The following is an 18,601-nucleotide window of genomic DNA, read 5'->3' as shown; positions in this document are numbered from 1 at the left end:
TATTAACGCTGCAGCTTAACCTGCTCGACAATTTTTAATGCTAAATTCTCACCCGACCGACCCAACTTACACTTAAAAGTTGGTACGTTATTAGCCAGAAGAGTTACATTCTCAGGCATATCGACAGGAATAATATCACCTGCTTCAAGCCCCATAATTTCACCAAGATTAATTTGGCGCTCAACCACTTTTACATTCAGCGGTATATTGGCCTCCATAACATCTTGACGCAGTGCTCGCACCCAGCGCTCGTCAACGTCATCGACGTCACTTTGCACACCTGAATCGAGTTCTTCACGGACAGGCTCTATCATAGAGTACGGGATGGTAATATGCATATCACCACCACCGCCGTCTAACTCAATATGGAATGTACTGACCACCACTACTTCACTAGGGCTTACAATATTTGCCATGGAAGGGTTAACTTCGAAGCCAATATACTCAAAATTTAAGGGGAGCACAGTACTCCAAGCTTCTTTTAAATCAACAAAAACCTGCTCAAGAACTTTCTGAACAATACGGATTTCCGTAGGTGTAAATTCCCGTCCTTCAATTTTGGCATGACGTCCATCACCACCAAAAAAGTTATCAACCAGCTTAAATACAAGTTTGGCATCAAGAACAAATAATGCCGAGCCCCTTAATGGCCGCATTTTTACAAGGTTAAGACTGGTCGGTACAAATAGAGTATGTACATACTCACCAAACTTCATAATTTGCACGCCACCGGCTGTCACATGGGAACTACGGCGCAATAAATTAAACAGACTAATCCTTGTATAACGAGCAAAACGCTCATTAATCATTTCAAGGGTTGGCATTCGCCCTCGAACGATACGATCTTGGCTAGTTATATCATAAGACTGAATATCGCCATCAGACTCATCATCACCGCCTGTTGGCAGATCATCATCTTCTACCCCGTGCAGAAGGACATCAATTTCGTCTTGAGAGAGTAAATCCTGCATAAGAATACCGATCCTTACTGCATAACCAGGTTCGTAAACAACACCTGATCAATTGTTTCACCATTACCATGCTTAGCTAGCACATCCTGAACTGCCTGAGTTGCCGCTTGACGCATCTCTTCTCTGCCTTCAGGTGTCTGAATGCTTTCAAAATCTTGTTTCGCAAACAATTGATTAAGATTATTACGAATCACAGGTGCATGGCGTTCAACTTGGCTGACTGCTGACTCAGTCTGGGCCTTAACCGCAACGTAAACCTGCATAAACCGCTGCTTTCTGCCCGCATTGAAATTAATAACAAAGGCTGGCTCCATTGAGTAATAAATAGAATTACTTGGAATAATCTGCGGCCCAGAACTAACATTAGCCTGTACTTTAGAGTCTCCACTTAACCCAGGCACACCACCAAAAAAGTAGAGTGTGCCACCTACTGCAGCTGCAATTGAGAGCAAGACAACAACTGCAATAATAATAATTGTTTTCTTATTGCTTTGTTTTTGTTCATTTAGGTCTTCCATTTCACGCCTCTTACTCTCAACTGGTTAATGCCGTTAATAATAAATAGGTTGGCACGGTGAATAGATTAGTACTACTAACTATTAATAGGGTTGATAACGACTAGATCGTTACTCGGCATAGGATAATGCAAGGCCTAAGCAAAGTAGTCAACTACTCCAATCGCCGATTGGCTCTGTATGCGCCTTTCAGCGACAGAGTCACTTTCTGGGTCCTCATCACTTGCCCCATCGCTAGAGCGAGGGCTTTCACCAAAGGCATATTCGTCATCTTTTCTCTCGGATAGCGATTGATCCGAAACATCGACTTGCCCTAGATCCACACCGGCACCTTCCATCATCTCACGGAGCTTATTCACTTGAGACTCCAGCGCCTCACGAACACTTGGATTTGGACTATGGAATTGAATCGTTGTTGTATCTCCAGAGACACGAACTCGAATTTCCAAGCTCCCTAAATCAGGTGGATCTAAGCGAATCTCAGCGGTTTGAATCCCTTTTGAGCGCATCATCATAATACGTTCATTAAGAGCTTCTGTTGCACCTGCCTGCCCAGGCAAACCACGCAAAACAGGTAACTGAGGAAGCGTCTGTGTTTGAACTTGCACTCCAGGCCTTAAGCCTTGAGCTTGTAAAGTTTCACTTCCTGATCCAACCACTGTACTGCCAAGAGTCCCAGCCTGGGAAAATCCTCCTTGAACACCTTCTTTAAGCATCAACCCAGCAAAACCCGAGACCTTACCAGCTGTATCAGGATTTTTTTGAGCCATAAGTTGCTCAAAAAGTTTATCTCTATCAAATAAAGAATCTTGATCCTTAGCCGAACCTTGTTCTTTTAGCAAACTGGAAACAAGATCATCAGCTTGGCGGCTGTTATTCTCAGACTTCAAAACATCGACAAAGCGATAGGTTTCATTCTGATTAGATAATCGGCTTTGTAATGCCGCGCCCAATCGAGCGATAACATCAGCACTTGCACCAAGATCTTTTAACGTTGCCGCAAGCTCACTATCAGGGGTAAACCATTGCTGAAGCTGCGTAATAAAATCAGCAGGGTCTGCCAAGAGTTCATTAAACTCTTCTTCTGACACAAGACCTTCAGATACAACAAAGTCTTGAATATCGCTGATATCAAGATCTTGCGATTCTAAAACCTGTTCAAGCTTCCCTAGGAAATCTTCGGCACTAAGTTCACCGGATTCCATCTGAGTTAAAAGATCATTTAACGTTTCAGCAGTTAATGCTTCTTTTTGCTCTAAAGCTAAATCAACCTCTTCTTGATCTAAGGCTAAAGCATCTGCATCAGCCAAAGCAGCGGCTTCTAATTCCTCTTCTTCTTCATTAGCTGCAAGCGCCGCCTTGTCAGCAGCGGCCTGCATGGCATTTTTATCAACAAGCGCCAAATCACGCTCATTGTCCTCAGCGGCTTGGTTAGAATCATCTTCCGCTTGAGCGTTATAAACAGCGTCACGCGAATCCTGATGAGCAACGGTAGCAGTCTTAGCGTTATCACTTTTCTCTGGAACTTCTTTGCCGTTATGCGGAACTTCTTTGCCTTTAGCTTTATCTGCAGCTGATGCAACATCCTGTTTTTTTAACGTTTCATTCCCTGAGGCTTGAGGTGTAGCTATTGATGCACTCTTCAAAGCAATATCAAACATAGCCTGATTAGCGTTGCTTTGATTCCGCTTACTTGCAGAGGTAGAGGAGGCTAATACATCAACAACTGATTGCGCTTGACTGACACCCATGTTGTATCCTCGTTGATTATTCCTAGAGGGTATTTAGCAAGGTACATGCCAAGTGCGATCATCTATCCATTCGCCGTATAAACGCCTGGGATGCAAACTCATCAAGCATTTTTTGCTCTTGCTTATCCTGCTCCGCCGCTTCTTGCCGCTCCACCTTATCAACTAAACTTTCAAAAGCCTTTAACTTACCACGGGTTTTAAACCAATATTCCTGCACCTGATCAACTTGCTGCTCTAGTTCAGCAATATGACCAATCTGTTGATTAGCAGCATGACTGAGCTTCCCCATAAAACCAAAGTAGGTTCTAAGTGTTGCACCGTTAATTCCTGTTTTTCCGGTCTCTATGATCTGCTCATGATACTCAAGCTCATAGCCCATCAACTGCTCTCGCTTCTGCTCTTCATTCATAATCTTGGTATTCAAATAACCTAAAGCATTCGCAGCATTTTTTTCTTTTTTTTCCGCCATACTCATGATGTTCTTCAGCCGTTCGGAACGCTTCATGACTCACCGCCCTTTGCCTGTAGTTGGTTATTTAATGCAAGATTCATTTGCTGATAACTAGTCACAATATCAACATTCTCTTTCAAATTTTGCTGTAAGAAGCCTTTTACCCTTGGCATCAAAGCGATAGCCTGATCAATAGCAGCATCCGAACCTGCGTTATATGCACCAACACTAATTAGATCTTTATTTTGTTGATATAAGGCATAAATTTGCTTTAATGAATAGGCTAACTTCAAGTGATCTTCTGATACAACTTGAGGCATTACACGACTAATAGAAGCCTCAACATCAATAGCTGGGTAGTGTCCTTCTTCTGCCAAGCGACGAGATAGAACAATATGGCCGTCAAGGATGGCCCGTGTTGCATCAGCAATAGGGTCTTGCTGATCATCGCCCTCTGTTAGCACGGTATAAAATGCAGTAATGGAGCCTCCCGTACCTTCATTACCATTACCCGCACGTTCAACCAGCTGAGGAATTTTAGCAAATACTGATGGTGGATAACCTTTTGTTGCCGGTGGCTCCCCTATCGCTAAAGCGATTTCTCGCTGCGCCTGCGCAAAACGAGTCAATGAATCCATCAACAATAAAACTTTCTTCCCCTGGTCCCTAAAGTATTCTGCAATACTGGTCGTTAGCATCGCAGCACGCAATCGCATCAAAGGCGCATCATCAGCAGGAGAGGCAACAACAACCGAGCGCGACATACCTTCTTGACCTAAAATCTCATCAATAAACTCTTTAACTTCTCGGCCCCTCTCACCAACAAGACCGACGACGATAATGTCAGCTTCAGTAAAACGGGTCATCATGCCAAGCAGCATACTTTTACCCACACCACTACCAGCAAACAAACCTATTCGCTGTCCTTGCCCTACGGTGAACAAGGCATTAATCGCCTTAATACCAACATCAAGAGTTTCGCGAATCGGCTTGCGCGCTAAAGGGTTAATAATTTTTCCGTGTAAACTAGTTGTGTCTTTAGTGGTAATAGGGCCTCGTCCATCCAAAGGCTCACCGATACCATTAAGTACTCGCCCCAATAGTTCTGGACCAACCGGAATATTCAAAGCTTTATCATTCGGGATAACGCGCCCACCCGGTTTTAAACCTTCAGCCATACCAACGGGCATCAAGAAAGTCCTTTCAGAGGCAAAACCAACAACTTCGGCTTCAACAAAGTCACCACGCGCAGTTTCAACGTTACAATAGCTACCCACAGGCATATCGCAGCCAATGGCCTCTAATGTTAACCCCACCATGCGAACCAAGCGTCCTTCAGCACGAATACGGGGCTTTACATCGACACTAGGCTTATATTGTCGTAAACGCTGAGCTAGATTATCCATAAGTTCAAACCTGAATATCCATTAATCAAACTAAGCGTTTGATGGGGGCTTTACATGCTCTTTTTGACTCACACTCGGAGCTGCTTTTGGAGTCACTGATTGATCTGTTTTTGGCGCGACCCGCTGAGTTGTTTTTTGAGCAGTAGACTGTGCTGCTTGGGCTCCTTTTCGAGCCACAGGTTGATCTGTTGTTTTAGGCGAAGTACGCCGAGCCGCTGGAGCTGCTTTTGGCGCTGCAGATTGAGCCGCTTTTGGCGCTGGCGGCTTAACTGTTTGAGCCGCTTTTGGAGTCGCATACCTATCAATAACAATCTGTTGCAACAGATCACCTAAGCGATGTTCAACCGTGTTATCAATCAGAGAGCTTAAGCTTTCAACACGACAACCACCCGGTGCGATATCCTCATCAGGATAGACATGCCAAGGATCAATCTGGCGGCTCGCTTGCTCACGGGCTAACTCATAGTCGATAGGATTAATAAATACACGAATTCGTTCGCTGTTATGAGGCAATGCAGCCAACGACTCTTGAATAATCCGCGTCACAACTGACGAATTAACACTCAACTCTTGCTTTGTTACTAAAGAAACCAGGTGCGTCAGAAGCTCATAAAGCACACCTTCAAGCTCCTCATGCTGTGCAGCAATCGGCTCATGGAGGAGAGATAAAATACTATTTAGGCGAGACAAGGCATCATTAATCTCGCGCTCACCTTGCTGCATCCCTTCTTCATAGCCTTTCTTAGAACCGTCTTCATAACCCTCAGCTTTACCTTTTAGAAAGCCATCTTCTCGGCCTTGCTCAAAGCCATCAAGCCGTCCTTGCTCAAAACCTTCTGCATGAGCTTCATCGTATGCCGCTTTACGAATCGCCTCGACTTCTTCTACTGTGGGTAGCTGAACTTCTTCAACCTCTTCTTGAGATTCTTCAGAGTCCGCCGCGTTATCTGAGATTTTCCCACGCCCTAAACTACGAAGGGAGACACCGGTTAAATCCGGCATCTCCCAACGTTCAAAGGCTTCAATCTCTTCACTCGACCATAGGTGTCGTTTATCCAGAGACATAGTTTTCACTCAACTCAAGCCATATACATTACGATAACAAGCCTAAACCATTTGGTCAGCGCCGCCACCAAGCGTAATTTCACCATCTTCAGCCAAGCGACGAGCAATAGCCAAAATTTCTTTCTGAGATTGCTCAACCTCACTCACACGAACAGGCCCCTTCGCATCAAGGTCGTCACGTAACAGCTCACTGGCTCTTTTAGACATATTTTTAAAGATTTTTTCCTGTACGCGAGTATCTGCACCTTTAAGCGCCAGAACCAAGCTGTCCGGGTTAACTTCACGCAATAGGATCTGAACATCACGATCATCAACTTCAACAAGGTTGTCAAATACGAACATTAGGTCTTCAATCTCTTCACCTAGCTGTTCATCAACTTCTTTGATGGCCTCCATCAACTCACCTTCAAGCGCACTTTCTAGGTTGTTCATGATATTGGCAGCGACTTTAACACCGCCCATACTCGTTGTTTGAGTCCCCGTGCTACCAGAGAACTGCTTCTCAAGAATATCATTCAACTCTTGCAAAGCCTGAGGCTGCACAGACTCTAAAGCAGCAACTCGTAAAATAACATCAAGACGCACTTTTGAGTCGAAGAATGCAAGTACTTCTGCAGATTGATCCGAATCTAAATAAGATAAAACAATCGCCTGAATTTGAGGATGCTCATAGCGAATAATATCGGCAATAGCCCGAGGCTCCATCCATTTCAGAGTATCTAGCCCTGTAGTATTACCGCCTAACAAAATACGATCGATAAGACCGTTTGCTTTATCTTCACCCAAAGCTTCTGTCAGCATTCGGCGGATATAGCTATCAGCCCCGACACCCAGACCTGTCACATCACCTGCTGTTTCTAGAAATTCAGAAAGTACTTCTTCTACCTGACTTTTAGAAACATGTTGCATTTGAGACATGGCCATACCGACTTTCTGAACTTCCTTCGGCCCCATATGACGCAGAATCTGTGCCGCATCAGACTCGCCCAGCGTCATCAGCAAAATAGCAGCGCGCTGAATCGAACTCAGACTTTGATAATCTTCATCACTCATCAGAAATCACCCACTGCCTTACAACCTGTGCAACACGGCCAGGATCTTCAGCGATCATAGCTCGAATAGCATTTAATTGACGTTCATATGCTTCATTTGGTCCTGCTAGCAAAGGATCATCCGCTGCGGACAGGGTCACTTGATCGTCACCCAGGTCATCCAAAGGAATGACTTCATCTTCTGCATCGGCACCATCACTCGCATCCCTTGCAGTAGCCAAGCTGCGAAGGATCGGACGAAGCACACCAAAAATAAGAATAAGTACAAATAACCCAGCCAAGACTTGCTTAGCAATTTCCCAAAACCAAGGCTCTTGATAGAAAGGCAGTTTCTCGATTACGTCACCACCACCATCCGCAAACGGCGAGTTAACAACATTAACACTATCGCCACGCAAAGCATTAAAGCCAACCGCATCACGAACAAGGACTTCTAACCGCTTCAGTTCATTCTCATCCCAAGCGCGACGAACAACATCACCAGAATCCGGCTCACGGATAATAATATCGTCAACGACCACCGCCACAGTCAATCGATCCACTCGCCCCAAATTATTACGCGAGTAGCTAACCGTTCGATCTAACTCAAAGTTACGAGTTGCCTGTTTTCGACTATTGACCGGTGTCGTGGAAATTAGATTACCATTCTCATCTGTCGCTTGTTCTGGTACATCAGCAGGAGTAGGAGGTTGATTTGACAACGCACCGGGAATGCCACCTTGATTCATATCACCAGAACGATGCTCATCAAGCACTTGCTCACTTCGCAAGGCCGGTAAATCAGGATTATAAATCTCTTCGGTTTGCTCTGTTTGAGTAAAATCAACTTCAGCTGAGACAGCGGCTTGATAACGACCAGCACCTAATACTGGCTCCAAAATACTGCGAACTCGCTCAGTAAGAACTCGCTCTAACTTGCGCGAATACTCAAATTGTCGCTGAATTTGTTTATCTGACTCTTTGGTTTCAGTCTGAGAGAGCATTCTCCCTTTCTGGTCGACAATAGTGACGTTTTTAGGGTCAAGCTCAGGAATACTGGTTGCAACAAGATTAACAATGGCATTCGCCTGACTGGAATCAAGAGCAGCGCCACTATGAAGATTTAAAAATACGGATGCAGAAGGCTTTCGATAGTCCCTTACAAAAACAGACTGTTTAGGCATTGCCAAATGAATTCGCGCGCCCTTTACTGGCTGCAAACTAGAAATTGTACGAGCTAACTCACCTTCAATACTACGACGGTATCGAGCCGACTCCATAAACTGACTCGTTCCTAAGCCTTGCTCTTGATCGAGTAATTCATACCCAACCGTATTCGCACGAGCCACATCAGAAGCCGCTATTTTCATTCGAGCTTCATAAATACGATCAGAAAGCACCAGTAATGCCCCTGATTTAGGGTCTACTTTGTAGTTAATACCATTTTTTTCAAGAATATCAACGACTGCCGGTGAATCATACTCACCAATACTACTCAAAAGCGGGCGATAGTCTTCTTCTTGCGACCAAAGAACAACAGCAAATCCTATCGCAATACTTGCCGCAAAACCAGCTAGAAGGCCTAGCTGACGAAGCATATCAAGATTGTTAAAACCAGCCATAACACCACTAATACCAGAGCGGTTAGCGGCTGGATCTGTTGTTGCTCTAGGTTCTCCAGTCTGGCTTTGTTCGTTATTAGAAAGCTCAGAAGCTTCATTCGCTGCTTCAGCAGAGGAGTTATCCATTCATCAGGTTCCTAGTCCAGGTTGGCGACAAATTACTAGAAATTAACGTTATTAAAGTGGCATCCGCATAATTTCTTGATAAGCCGACACTAATTTATTGCGAACTTGGCTCATGGCCTCAAAAGCCACCGTCGATTTTTGTGAGGCAATCATGACCTGAGTAATATCCACTTCAGGATTACCCATTTCATAAGATTCACGCAATGCGCTAGCTGTTTTTTGTGTTTCATTAACTTTATCAATAGCGGCTTTAAGCATTTCAGAGAAATCAGGCGCATCTGCCGCTTTGGCACCATTAATGGCCGTAACATTAGCGCTATTGGCTGAAGGAGCAACACGGCTAGCCTGATGAATTTCAGACTGCATAGACCGAATTTGATCCAGCACTCCTGATATATCAGCTCTATCTACCATGGTAAATCCTCAACTTGTTGCATTAAATGAATATTAACGGACTGATTCTATATCTGATCGCCTGCTTATTGCCATACCTGGAGTTAGGCAACTTCTATTTCCCTTTCAACATCTATGCCATTATCCCGCATTTTAGCTAATTTATAGCGTAATGTTCTTGGGCTAATGCCTAACTTCTCAGCAGCTTTGTTCTTGCGCCCTTTAAATTCGCGTAAAACAGTTAGAATCATCTCAAACTCTTTCATTTGAAGATCGTCTCCTAGCCGTCCAGAGACAGATGATATTCCAGAATCAAACAGAGCGGAACCAGTAGTCTCAATGTCACTTATTGATTTGTCTGGGCAAAAATTATCCGCAATGTCAAAAGAATCTATGCAAAGATCTGCCGCCTCAACTATAGAGCCGGGTTGTAAAATCAACGCACGCTGAACAACGTTTTCTAACTCTCGTACATTTCCAGGCCAAGCGTATGCTTTCAACATATGCTTTGCGGACTCTGAAAGCTGCATATCACTGCGATTCATTTTGGAAGCATGCTTTTTAAATAATTTCTCTGACAACGGAACAATATCTTCCACACGCTCGCGCAGAGGAGCCAAAGTTAAAGGAAATACATTAAGCCTATAATATAAATCTTCCCGAAAACGCCCCTCAGAAATATAATCCCTCATATTCCTATTTGTGGTCGCAATAACTCTCACGTCAAGCTTAATAACCTTACGCCCACCAACACGTTCAACTTCTTGCTCTTGAAGCACCCGTAAAAGCTTTGACTGCAAATCAATCGCCATCTCTGATATTTCATCAAGTAGCAATGTACCGCCATTTGCTTGCTCAAATTTACCTGGAGCACTCGCATGGGCACCTGTAAACGCCCCTTTCTCATGACCAAAAAGAGTTGCTTCAAGCATAGTTTCTGGAATTGCAGCGCAATTAATGGCAATAAAAGGTTTATCTGCTCGTTGAGAGTGTTGATGAATATATTTGGCAATAACTTCTTTACCTGAACCGCTTTCACCGGCAATTAAAACCGTTGAATCCGTCACAGCAACGCGCTTAGCTAAAGCAAATGCCTGCTTCCCTTTATCGCTCTCTACAACAGGGGCATCAGATTTATCCGCCGATACTCCCGCAATATACCGCTCAACCAATCCTACGAGCTTACTCGGCTCAAAGGGTTTTACCAAATAGTCAGACGCCCCTTGGCGCATCGCATCAACAGCATTAGTGATCGAACCATAGGCTGTAACCATTAAAAAGCTTAGACCTGGGTACTTCGTAACGACATGCTCTAATAACTGATGCCCATCAATACCAGGCATATTGACATCAGAAACAACCATATCGAAGGATTCTTGAGCCAATGCCACAATGGCCGATTCACCACAATCTGAATCAACCACGTCATAACCGGCTAATTCAAGAGTATCGACAACTGCCTCGCGAAGATCTGCATCATCTTCAACGACTAAAAGCTTTCCTTTGTGCATAATTAACTGTCCAAGTATCCATCTGTCTGATGTCTAATCTACGATAAAGCTTATAACGGGTAACTAAAGCTTATAACGGGCAACGATATAACAAACTGAGACCCTTTTCCAAGCTCAGATTCAACACTTAACAATCCTTTATGAGCGCTCACAACAGATTGAACAATAGACAACCCTAATCCGGTTCCTTGGCTTTTTGTTGTAAAAAAAGGCTCAGTGATCTTAGCAATCTGCTCTTCAGCAATTCCAGGACCATCATCCTTAACATTAATAATCAGCAATTCATGGCTTTCTTGAAAGAATGTTATATCGACACACTTTGCCCCAGCCTGGACCGCATTATTGACTAAATTAAGCACGGCACCTGACAACGACTCCAAATGTCCCAAGAGCATACCATCACACTGAACATCCAAAGTTATAATAACATTAGAGGCTAACTGTACACTCTCAGTTTCTGACGTAATAGATTGAGCCAAGCTTTGAATAGCAAAAGGCTCAGCAATCGTGCTACCGCCCCGTGCAAATATCAGCATATCACCAATCTGTTGTTCAAGGTTTTTAAGCCGACCTAATAACTTGCTTGAGAATTTAGTCTGCTTTTCCTCAGAAAGCCCACCGGCTTGAAGATGGCCTGCGTATAACATAGCAGCAGATAAGGGCGTTCTAATTTGATGTGCAAGAGATGCAACCATACGTCCCATTTCTGTTAATCGCTCACTACGGCTTACTTGTTCCTGCAAGCGTCGAGTCTCTGTCATATCATTAATAACAATCATCTGCCCTGGCTCTTTTTCCAAAGAACGCGTTGATATTGATACCAACCGGCCATCTTTTAATGATATTTCATAACCATCGCCTTGGCGCGGTGCAAAGCAATTTTCTATCACCTCAACCCAAGTATCACCAATTAGGCTACCAGATAAAAGTTCACAAGCCGTGGGATTTGCACTAGTAACCGTACCACTGCCATCAATTACCACCACGCCAACTGGCAATAAAAAAAGCAGGTGCTCAAGTTTTTCAGCAACCTGCTGTTTTTTAGTTAACTCTTCCGAGCGCTGTCTTTTGGCTTCTTCTAATTCTGTGGTTAACGACGTTATCTTAAACTGAAGCTGATCATAAGATGATGTTAGCTGCTCTGACAGAGCTGAAAACTCCAAAAAAGCCGCCTGCAACTCTTTAGCCGATGCGCTCATAAACTACCCTATGTTTTTTTATAGGCAGAAATACCTTTTTTGCCTCGAGCCATCTTACCAGCTTCATTATTGATCTTCTTTTTTTCTTGTTTCGCTTTCTCTAGAAGCGTGTAAATAGTTGTTACTACTTGGTTACCTTCCTGCTTAACGATACCTTGCTCTTCAGCAGTAAGATCAGAAATCTGCGTTTCAAAAAAAGACCGTAGATCCTGATCAAGCTTAGCCCCAAGCTCTGGTATCTGCTCCCAACCCTCTTTAAGTGCAACGCTTTCTAGAGCACTAACCTGATCAACAATAGATCGCCAAATTAAAAAACTCATACTAAGCCTCCGAAGATACAGCCTCTTCTTCTGCAAACATTGAGTAACGGGATTCTTTATCCCATTCCGTACAATTTTCTCTAAAATCTTTTTTGATTTGTTCGAAGAAGTCTTTTAATTCGTCAAACTGCTTATTAACAGCAGACAAAATAACAGCTTCATCAGCAGGCAACATAGCAGTCGAGTTAATACAGCTTAAAAAATAAAGCAAAGAGCCATCAAATAAAGAATAAAGCCATGCCTCATCATCATCCAATACCTTATTGCTATGAAACTCTGTTGAGAATCGATCAACCTGATCAAAAACATCCCAAACCGTACCCACCTCACTAATCATATCAATAGCGTAATCACATGCCTTATCTACACTATCTTTCATACTGGAAAGGTTTTCATACAGCCCATCAATAGAGCCGTCAGGGTAATAGCTAAAGAATGCATCAAAAACGTTATCTAAGATCTCATTCTTTTCCGAATTATTATCATTCGAAATAACAATATCTTCTCGACAACAAGGATCTATGCCTTTTAAAAGCGCTCCATCACTACAGTTTTTAAAATCAATATCATTACCAAAAGTATAAGACCAGCCTGAGACGATAGACTCTAGCTCACGCTTAAACATTGGATAAACCCCAGACGAGTAAACTTCTTTATCTCCAAAGTTCGAAGAATAAATCTCTGCATTTTTCTTAAAAACAAACTTATCAGAGGTTTCTTTCTTCAAATATTGATAACTGCTATCTTTGGAATGATGTTGTTCAGGATCTATACTTCCCATATCAGTTCCAAAGAAATAAATCTTTTTAAAACCCATCAAGACAAATACTGTTACAGCAGTATGCACACAAGAAGGTGCCAACCTAGGAACAAGAGCAACACCACTACCCTCTAAACCGTAGTAAGCAAAAGATGAGCCTGTTTCTATATCTTTAAGTACAATCCCCACCTTTCCAAATAGACTAGCAACATCGGGATGTACTTGCGATACAGCAATTAAAGTGATTTTCTTTGTTTTTTCGAAAAAACTTTCAATACCTTCCGCAGACTTTTTAACCCAATGAGGTACATGAGCAGTTCGTTCTAATTCAACATGAAAATCTGGCTCGATACCATTCTTTAACAGTGAACGTAAAGCTGAACCACAACTGACAATAACAAATGATTTCTGATTATTTTTAATGAAATCTATATCATTATCCAGTGAAGGCCCATTACCGATAATAAATACAGACCGTTCATCTTGGCTATATTTTTTATTTATCTTTTTATTAGCAGATAAAATAGGGTGATTATTTTTTATATTACCAAGTGTGTGAGCCAAGCTATATCGAGAATCATCATAAAAACCAAAACCAGAGAGATAACTATAACTAATAGTCGACTTTATATTTTCGTAAAGGTCCTTATAATCGTTTAGATAGAATGCAGAATAAAGATAGGCACCAGCGACATTATGCTTCCCTGACTTTACAACAAGGTTTGAGACAGCACTAACTAACTTATCTTTATCACTTTCTATTACAATATGAAGGTCAAGCCCTTTATCTACTGATTTTTCTAAAATAGAAGCCCAGTCAATTAACTGTAAAGACGCGTAAAAAACATCAAGATTAGGCTCAATAACATAAAAATGCTTTATATCTCGTTCTAGATAAAGTTTCTCTACATCAAAACCCAATCCAGTTGAAAGGCAAAATAATGAATTCACACAAGAAGAAAAATCGCCAGAAAATTCTTTATTTTCAGCAATAGATTTATCTATTGTAGACCTAACCAAGTTAGCGACAACATTTTTCTGGTGCTCGCCTACTTTTTTTAATGCGTTAGAATGAACATAATTAACCAAATCTACTTTTTTATCACCTGACGCGATAAAATAAGGTCGCTGTACTGGGGTTTTTTCATATTCAGATAAAGTATTCAAGCATTGCTGTACTGCATTATCCGAATAAAGTGCAACCTCACTTTCACGGTCAAAAAGATTGATATTTCCATCTTGATCATAAATAAGGAAAAATCTTTCTTCTTGATAGTGAGAAAATGCCTGATAAATATCAGGCAAATGTTCTTTAAAAGCAGCTAGATTATTTGATAGCCGCGTTTCAATAAAAGCGGCTACCAATTCATGGCTTTGTAAAGGCTCTTGAGACTTATCCTGCATCAGTACTGACCTTGCCATTATCAGGGTTCCGCATAGCTTCAGCCTGATGGATCGCAGCAGCAGGGATGGAATCCCAGCCAGATTTGATATCACCCATTATTTTCTCAACAATATCAAGTTTCTCCGTATTCATTTCAGCAGAGGCTTCAATTAGTCGATTAAGGCAAAAATCATAAAGGGCCAGTAAATTACCACCTACTTCTTCATTTTTATCTGTCTGAAGACTTGATGCCAGTGTTGTGATGATGGCTTGGGCCTTTGAGATATGGAACGACTTTTTCTCAAAATCCTTGTTAGCAACTGCCACTTTCGCCTGCTTGATAAAAATCATACAGCCATCAAATAACTTTTTGGTGACTTGATAAGGGCTAGCGCCCTCCAAGCCACTTTCTACGCTAACATTCTTGTACTTATTGATTGCTCTGTTCATTGTTTATGACCTTATTTTATTAGGCTACACCTGGCAACGCAGCCAGCTGAGACGTGAGATATTTAAGCGTTGCATTCATTTGAGCCATGCTAGTATCCAGTGCAGTAAACTGCTGTTTAAGCGTTGCCTTATAGCTTGCAATATATCGGGTATGGGCTTCGTATTCCTTTTCAAGATCATCTAGCTGCTCTTGGAATGAACTTTCTTGGCCTGCAATGATACCTGTAATACCAACATAGTTGTCAATTTGATCACTGATTAAATCAGCTAAGCCATCATTTGAGCTTTGCCCATCACCTGCGAACAACTTTTTCAGGCTATCCATGCTACCACTCATGGCAGCATCCCAACGACCCGAAGCACCTGTATCAGAGCTAGAATGTGATAGCGTTCCATCCTCTGTAATTTCAAGACCGATGGCAAATAGGGTATTGGTATTATCCTCAGCATCGACACCGACCGAAGTCATTACTTGGTTAAGCACCGATTCTATATTACGAACAATAGGATCGTTGGTTAGCTTACCTGCAACAAACTTTTTATCGACCATATAACCTTTTAGCTCATTCATTTTTTCTCTGAGCGTATTATAAGTACCCACAAAGGTTTCAATCTTTTTCTCTACAGCAACTTTATTATCACCAACACTTAAACTAGCCGTTTCAGCATCAACTGTGCCGGCATCTTTTGACTGCTTTAGCGCCGTAATCGTTAAGCCAGCCACAGCACTATCAAAGGTATTAGAGTCATTGGTAATTTCGACACCATCCACCTTGATTTTTGCATCTGTTGAGACAGAACCAACAACAACGCCTCCAGCACCACCACCAAAGGCTTCTGTTGTTAACTTATCTAAACTTGCCGAGTCACCCGTAACACTTAAATCATTACCGACACCCGTAATAGAGGACTGGTAGACCAGCTTGCCATCAATGATGTTAGCGGTTACACCAAAATTATCTTCAGCGCTATTAACTTTGGCTACGATCTCATCCAGTGTTTCCGAGCCATCTAACGTCACACCAAAGGTGTTGCCATCAGCCCCAAAGGTTAAATCACCGCTTAAATTAACAGGCTTGGAACTTGTTGCACGCTGGGTCATATCACCAGATGTTGTAAATGCGTCAAGACTTGGGTCACTTCCTGTTACGGTCAAAGCCTCACCAGTACCCTCCGCATAATACTCCAAGCGACCATCGGTTACACGAGCACTAATCCCAGTAGTACCTCCAGTATTTGCAGCATTGATATGGAAAGCAATATCGTCAAGAGAGTCCCCCGCAGAAACACTTAAATTAAAACTAGGTGCACCATCTATGGAAAAAGATAGCGTTCCGTTTTTACTCAAAGCATCCGTTGAACTCGCAAATTTATCACTTTGATAACTTACAGACTTCCAACCAGACGTTGCTTTACTACCCGCGGCTAACTCGACTACTTCAATAGTATAATTTGAAGCAACCGCATTATCTTCAGCTTCTATTTCAACAATATCACCACTCGTCGGCTGGGTTACCGTCGTGGTCATTTTGCTATAAAGACCCGCATCTTTTAGTGCATCAGAGGCTGTTTGAAAATCTGACAGTGCACTTTTCAAAATACCCAAGCCTGAAATTGAATCTTCAGCTAAGATTTCACGCTTCCCTAATTGCTCTACTTTAGGCGTGCTGGCAGCCTCAACAAGTTTGGTTAGCATGGTTGAAAGTTCTAAACCAGATCCAATACCTAAAAAGTTCATAATCTTCTCCTTGATAACGAAAGCGCTACCATTCTAAGCGAATAATTAAACATCTAAGCAAATAATCAAACTTGATCTGAAAAAAGGCTGAAAGCAGAACCTGTCTGCTCATCTAGAAATTCTCGCATAACCTCATCAAGCCTTTTAGCCATCGTAATAGCTTGTTCTGAGGGTATCTGGCGAATAACTTCATCCGTGCTTTGATCAACAACGGTTACAATCACTTGCTGTAATTCTTTTTCGACTTGCAATCTTAAGCTTACTTTTTGCATATCAGCGTATTGATTAACTTTTTCAATAGCTTCTTGCAATTCCTCATCTGAATATTCTTTAGCAGGCATCGCTGCTTTAATAGCATCAACACTTGATGTTCGGACGTTTTCTAATTTAACACCCGCTTCTGTTGAAACCTTATCAATATCAGGGGCGGCAGTTTTTTGCCGGTGCTCTTGGGACTGCGAGTATGTATCGCTATTACTATCAATTTTCATGCCAGTCTCCAGGCTCTTAGTCAACACTTCAAAAAACGGTTTTAAATAGAAAATCCTTTATCAAACCTTAAGCTCCTTAATCTCTATACTATATCGGCTTTACAGAGAATTTCTTGAAGAGTTCTTAAAGAGATATTACAGAGATTTTGAGGAGAGATGACAGGCAAAAAAAATCCCGCCGAAGCGGGATTCTTATCTTACAAATACTTCTTTCATTATCAATGCGTTATCAAAAAATACAACGCTATCTTAACGAAGCAGATCAATATTAACGCAGTAGAGACAATGCAGTCTGTGGCAACTGGTTAGCCTGAGACAGAATAGTCGTTGATGCTTGTTGAATAATCTGATTACGAGTCAGTTCAGATGTTTCTGAAGCAAAATCAGTATCCATAATGCGAGAACGAGAATCTGATACGTTAACCACAGCCGCAGTATTACTACGTACGATAGAGGTCAAACCATTTTGCTCTGCACCCAACTTAGCACGCTGCGTATCAACCTGAGTCACAAGACCACTCATCGCATCAAGCAGGGTATCTGTAGCAAAACCATGTAGCGTATTGATCTGGGCATCAGTGAAGCCAACAGAACCCTCTAGATCAACACCAGCATTTGCCAAAAGACCAGTAGCACCATCCATAATGACATTAAAAGCGGTAGAGGTAGTTGTTCCATCATACGGGGAATCAATATTACCTTCTAGAATTTTAGTAAGGGCTGCTGTATTAATCGTGCCCTCACCTTTATCCGTACCAAAATCAGCAACAGCGCCTTCACGATCTGTACCAAATAAGGCATTAGCGACCTCTTCAAGAGCTTCGCCGCGAGTAGCCTTTGTTGTACCCTCTACAGCAAGATAAGCAACAACTAATTCACCTGCAGTACCCAGCGCTTTAAGGGCAGCATTATTCATACCGCTAATTGCAGACATGTTACCTGTAGCACTTTCACCGGCAGCAATTTTACCAAACAAAGCAGACAACTCAGCATTACCTGTGGTCACTGTATCTTGCTGGCCAGCTTGCGCACCAGACTGAATCTGGAAACCTGATTGAGGCGAGTCACCATTCAAAATTTTGGTCGTGCCGTAAGCAGTACGCTCGGCAATATCGTTATTGGTATCCAGCAGTTTAGTAAATTCTTGCGCTAGAGCACTACGGTCATCGCTACTCATGGTGCGGTTACCGCCTTGTACGACCAATTGACGCATACGCTGTACGTTGGTGGTTACTTCACTCAATGCGCCTTCTGCGATTTGCGCGATAGAGATACCATCATTCGCGTTACGGTTTGCTTGGTTTAAGCCGGTGATCTGCGTAGTTAAACGGTCAGCAATCTGCAAGCCTGCAGAGTCATCACGAGCACTATTAATACGGCTACCAGAAGACAGCTTCTCAAACGAGCTGTTCATACG

17 protein-coding genes are annotated in these 18,601 nt (G+C 42.5%); all 17 read right to left on the bottom strand.

Annotated elements, in window-relative coordinates:
- Positions 1–2: 2 nt before the first annotated feature.
- Complete coding sequence (fliM, locus tag G517_RS0113075; protein WP_102043372.1) at positions 3–971, bottom strand: flagellar motor switch protein FliM; 969 nt, start codon at positions 969–971, stop codon at positions 3–5.
- A gap of 14 nt (positions 972–985) precedes the next feature.
- On the bottom strand, positions 986–1,489 hold the full coding sequence (locus G517_RS0113070; RefSeq protein WP_028304779.1) for a flagellar basal body-associated FliL family protein: 504 nt from the start codon (positions 1,487–1,489) through the stop codon (positions 986–988).
- A 134-nt stretch (positions 1,490–1,623) separates the two neighbouring features.
- Positions 1,624–3,237: a flagellar hook-length control protein FliK gene (locus tag G517_RS20250; protein WP_028304778.1), complete on the bottom strand. Its 1,614-nt coding sequence runs from the start codon at positions 3,235–3,237 to the stop codon at positions 1,624–1,626.
- A gap of 58 nt (positions 3,238–3,295) precedes the next feature.
- The gene (gene fliJ, locus G517_RS0113060) at positions 3,296–3,742 is read right to left on the bottom strand and encodes a flagellar export protein FliJ (protein WP_028304777.1); all 447 of its coding nucleotides are present in this window, start codon (positions 3,740–3,742) and stop codon (positions 3,296–3,298) included.
- Complete coding sequence (fliI, locus tag G517_RS0113055) at positions 3,739–5,094, bottom strand: flagellar protein export ATPase FliI (RefSeq protein ID WP_028304776.1); 1,356 nt, start codon at positions 5,092–5,094, stop codon at positions 3,739–3,741. Before fliI ends, fliJ begins: the two co-directional genes overlap by 4 nt.
- A 30-nt stretch (positions 5,095–5,124) precedes the next feature.
- Positions 5,125–6,159, bottom strand: coding sequence for a flagellar assembly protein FliH (locus tag G517_RS0113050; RefSeq protein ID WP_157833198.1), 1,035 nt, complete (start codon positions 6,157–6,159; stop codon positions 5,125–5,127).
- A gap of 42 nt (positions 6,160–6,201) precedes the next feature.
- The gene (gene fliG, locus G517_RS0113045) at positions 6,202–7,212 is read right to left on the bottom strand and encodes a flagellar motor switch protein FliG (RefSeq protein WP_028304774.1); all 1,011 of its coding nucleotides are present in this window, start codon (positions 7,210–7,212) and stop codon (positions 6,202–6,204) included.
- Complete coding sequence (gene fliF, locus G517_RS0113040; RefSeq protein WP_084632223.1) at positions 7,205–8,938, bottom strand: flagellar basal-body MS-ring/collar protein FliF; 1,734 nt, start codon at positions 8,936–8,938, stop codon at positions 7,205–7,207. Before fliF ends, fliG begins: the two co-directional genes overlap by 8 nt.
- Before the next feature lie 51 nt (positions 8,939–8,989).
- Positions 8,990–9,352: a flagellar hook-basal body complex protein FliE gene (fliE, locus tag G517_RS0113035; RefSeq protein WP_028304772.1), complete on the bottom strand. Its 363-nt coding sequence runs from the start codon at positions 9,350–9,352 to the stop codon at positions 8,990–8,992.
- 83 nt (positions 9,353–9,435) lie between these two features.
- Positions 9,436–10,842, bottom strand: coding sequence for a sigma-54-dependent transcriptional regulator (locus G517_RS0113030; RefSeq protein ID WP_028304771.1), 1,407 nt, complete (start codon positions 10,840–10,842; stop codon positions 9,436–9,438).
- A 50-nt stretch (positions 10,843–10,892) separates the two neighbouring features.
- The gene (locus G517_RS19155) at positions 10,893–12,041 is read right to left on the bottom strand and encodes a sensor histidine kinase (RefSeq protein ID WP_036591496.1); all 1,149 of its coding nucleotides are present in this window, start codon (positions 12,039–12,041) and stop codon (positions 10,893–10,895) included.
- Positions 12,042–12,049: 8 nt separating this feature from the next.
- A complete protein-coding gene (locus tag G517_RS0113020) occupies positions 12,050–12,361 on the bottom strand; it encodes a hypothetical protein (RefSeq protein ID WP_028304770.1) in 312 nt (103 codons plus the stop codon).
- Between the two features lies 1 nt (position 12,362).
- Complete coding sequence (locus G517_RS0113015; RefSeq protein WP_028304769.1) at positions 12,363–14,525, bottom strand: motility associated factor glycosyltransferase family protein; 2,163 nt, start codon at positions 14,523–14,525, stop codon at positions 12,363–12,365.
- Positions 14,515–14,955, bottom strand: a complete 441-nt coding sequence (gene fliS / locus G517_RS19150; RefSeq protein ID WP_051206387.1) for a flagellar export chaperone FliS — start codon at positions 14,953–14,955, stop codon at positions 14,515–14,517. Before fliS ends, G517_RS0113015 begins: the two co-directional genes overlap by 11 nt.
- Positions 14,956–14,974: 19 nt before the next feature.
- Positions 14,975–16,693 carry a flagellar filament capping protein FliD gene (fliD, locus tag G517_RS19145; RefSeq protein WP_036591494.1) on the bottom strand — a complete coding sequence of 573 codons (1,719 nt, stop codon included), beginning with the start codon at positions 16,691–16,693 and terminating at the stop codon, positions 14,975–14,977.
- Between the two features lie 65 nt (positions 16,694–16,758).
- Positions 16,759–17,184 carry a flagellar protein FlaG gene (locus G517_RS20245; RefSeq protein ID WP_051206386.1) on the bottom strand — a complete coding sequence of 142 codons (426 nt, stop codon included), beginning with the start codon at positions 17,182–17,184 and terminating at the stop codon, positions 16,759–16,761.
- Between the two features lie 268 nt (positions 17,185–17,452).
- Positions 17,453–18,601: flagellin N-terminal helical domain-containing protein (locus G517_RS19135; protein ID WP_084632219.1), on the bottom strand; the 1,149-nt coding region annotated here is incomplete at its 5' end.

Origin of the sequence: Oceanospirillum maris DSM 6286 (genome assembly GCF_000422865.1) — a bacterium.
Taxonomy (GTDB): Bacteria; Pseudomonadota; Gammaproteobacteria; order Pseudomonadales; family Halomonadaceae; genus Oceanospirillum; species Oceanospirillum maris.
The sequence above is the reverse complement of the archived record's forward strand: the minus strand, read 5'-3'. Positions and strand labels throughout refer to the sequence as shown.

What these genes read in the sequence shown, in the direction of transcription:
- G517_RS0113020 (WP_028304770.1), bottom strand. Translation starts at nt 12,361, where the DNA reads ATGAGTTTTTTAATTTGGCGATCTATTGTTGATCAGGTTAGTGCTCTA.
- fliM (WP_102043372.1), bottom strand. Translation starts at nt 971, where the DNA reads ATGCAGGATTTACTCTCTCAAGACGAAATTGATGTCCTTCTGCACGGG.
- G517_RS0113030 (WP_028304771.1), bottom strand. Translation starts at nt 10,842, where the DNA reads ATGCACAAAGGAAAGCTTTTAGTCGTTGAAGATGATGCAGATCTTCGC.
- fliF (WP_084632223.1), bottom strand. Translation starts at nt 8,938, where the DNA reads ATGGATAACTCCTCTGCTGAAGCAGCGAATGAAGCTTCTGAGCTTTCT.
- G517_RS20245 (WP_051206386.1), bottom strand. Translation starts at nt 17,184, where the DNA reads ATGAAAATTGATAGTAATAGCGATACATACTCGCAGTCCCAAGAGCAC.
- fliG (WP_028304774.1), bottom strand. Translation starts at nt 7,212, where the DNA reads ATGAGTGATGAAGATTATCAAAGTCTGAGTTCGATTCAGCGCGCTGCT.
- fliJ (WP_028304777.1), bottom strand. Translation starts at nt 3,742, where the DNA reads ATGAAGCGTTCCGAACGGCTGAAGAACATCATGAGTATGGCGGAAAAA.
- G517_RS0113070 (WP_028304779.1), bottom strand. Translation starts at nt 1,489, where the DNA reads ATGGAAGACCTAAATGAACAAAAACAAAGCAATAAGAAAACAATTATT.
- fliD (WP_036591494.1), bottom strand. Translation starts at nt 16,693, where the DNA reads ATGAACTTTTTAGGTATTGGATCTGGTTTAGAACTTTCAACCATGCTA.
- G517_RS19155 (WP_036591496.1), bottom strand. Translation starts at nt 12,041, where the DNA reads ATGAGCGCATCGGCTAAAGAGTTGCAGGCGGCTTTTTTGGAGTTTTCA.
- G517_RS0113050 (WP_157833198.1), bottom strand. Translation starts at nt 6,159, where the DNA reads ATGTCTCTGGATAAACGACACCTATGGTCGAGTGAAGAGATTGAAGCC.
- fliE (WP_028304772.1), bottom strand. Translation starts at nt 9,352, where the DNA reads ATGGTAGATAGAGCTGATATATCAGGAGTGCTGGATCAAATTCGGTCT.
- G517_RS0113015 (WP_028304769.1), bottom strand. Translation starts at nt 14,525, where the DNA reads ATGCAGGATAAGTCTCAAGAGCCTTTACAAAGCCATGAATTGGTAGCC.
- fliS (WP_051206387.1), bottom strand. Translation starts at nt 14,955, where the DNA reads ATGAACAGAGCAATCAATAAGTACAAGAATGTTAGCGTAGAAAGTGGC.
- fliI (WP_028304776.1), bottom strand. Translation starts at nt 5,094, where the DNA reads ATGGATAATCTAGCTCAGCGTTTACGACAATATAAGCCTAGTGTCGAT.
- G517_RS20250 (WP_028304778.1), bottom strand. Translation starts at nt 3,237, where the DNA reads ATGGGTGTCAGTCAAGCGCAATCAGTTGTTGATGTATTAGCCTCCTCT.